We start from the raw sequence: 1,128 nt of genomic DNA, 5'->3' as shown, positions 1-1,128 counted from the left end.
TTCTCTCTTGAATGTATCCTGAGTACGGCGGAACACGTGAAATTCCGTCGGAATCTGGGAGGACCATCTCCCAAGGCTAAATACTCCCTAGTGATCGATAGTGAACCAGTACCGTGAGGGAAAGGTGAAAAGCACCCCGGAAGGGGAGTGAAAGAGATCCTGAAACCGTGTGCCTACAAATAGTCAGAGCCCGTTAATGGGTGATGGCGTGCCTTTTGTAGAATGAACCGGCGAGTTACGATCCCGTGCGAGGTTAAGCTGAAGAGGCGGAGCCGCAGCGAAAGCGAGTCTGAATAGGGCGTTTAGTACGTGGTCGTAGACCCGAAACCAGGTGATCTACCCATGTCCAGGGTGAAGTTCAGGTAACACTGAATGGAGGCCCGAACCCACGCACGTTGAAAAGTGCGGGGATGAGGTGTGGGTAGCGGAGAAATTCCAATCGAACCTGGAGATAGCTGGTTCTCCCCGAAATAGCTTTAGGGCTAGCCTTAAGTGTAAGAGTCTTGGAGGTAGAGCACTGATTGAACTAGGGGTCCTCATCGGATTACCGAATTCAGTCAAACTCCGAATGCCAATGACTTATCCTTAGGAGTCAGACTGCGAGTGATAAGATCCGTAGTCAAGAGGGAAACAGCCCAGATCGCCAGCTAAGGTCCCAAAGTGTGTATTAAGTGGAAAAGGATGTGGAGTTGCTTAGACAACTAGGATGTTGGCTTAGAAGCAGCCACCATTTAAAGAGTGCGTAATAGCTCACTAGTCGAGTGACTCTGCGCCGAAAATGTACCGGGGCTAAATACACCACCGAAGCTGCGAATTGATACCAATGGTATCAGTGGTAGGGGAGCGTTCTAAGTGCAGTGAAGTCAGACCGGAAGGACTGGTGGAGCGCTTAGAAGTGAGAATGCCGGTATGAGTAGCGAAAGACGGGTGAGAATCCCGTCCACCGAATGCCTAAGGTTTCCTGAGGAAGGCTCGTCCGCTCAGGGTTAGTCAGGACCTAAGCCGAGGCCGACAGGCGTAGGCGATGGACAACAGGTTGATATTCCTGTACCACCTCTTTATCGTTTGAGCAATGGAGGGACGCAGAAGGATAGAAGAAGCGTGCGATTGGTTGTGCACGTCCAAGCA

Annotated in this window: 1 rRNA gene; it reads left to right on the top strand. The window is 51.2% G+C overall.

Annotated elements, in window-relative coordinates:
• A 23S ribosomal RNA gene (locus BAQ44_RS09510) occupies positions 1-1,128 on the top strand; the annotation flags it as partial.

This window comes from Bacillus mobilis, from assembly GCF_001884045.1.
In the GTDB taxonomy this organism is placed as follows: Bacteria; Bacillota; Bacilli; order Bacillales; family Bacillaceae_G; genus Bacillus_A; species Bacillus_A mobilis.
This window is presented reverse-complemented; position numbering and strand designations above follow the sequence as displayed.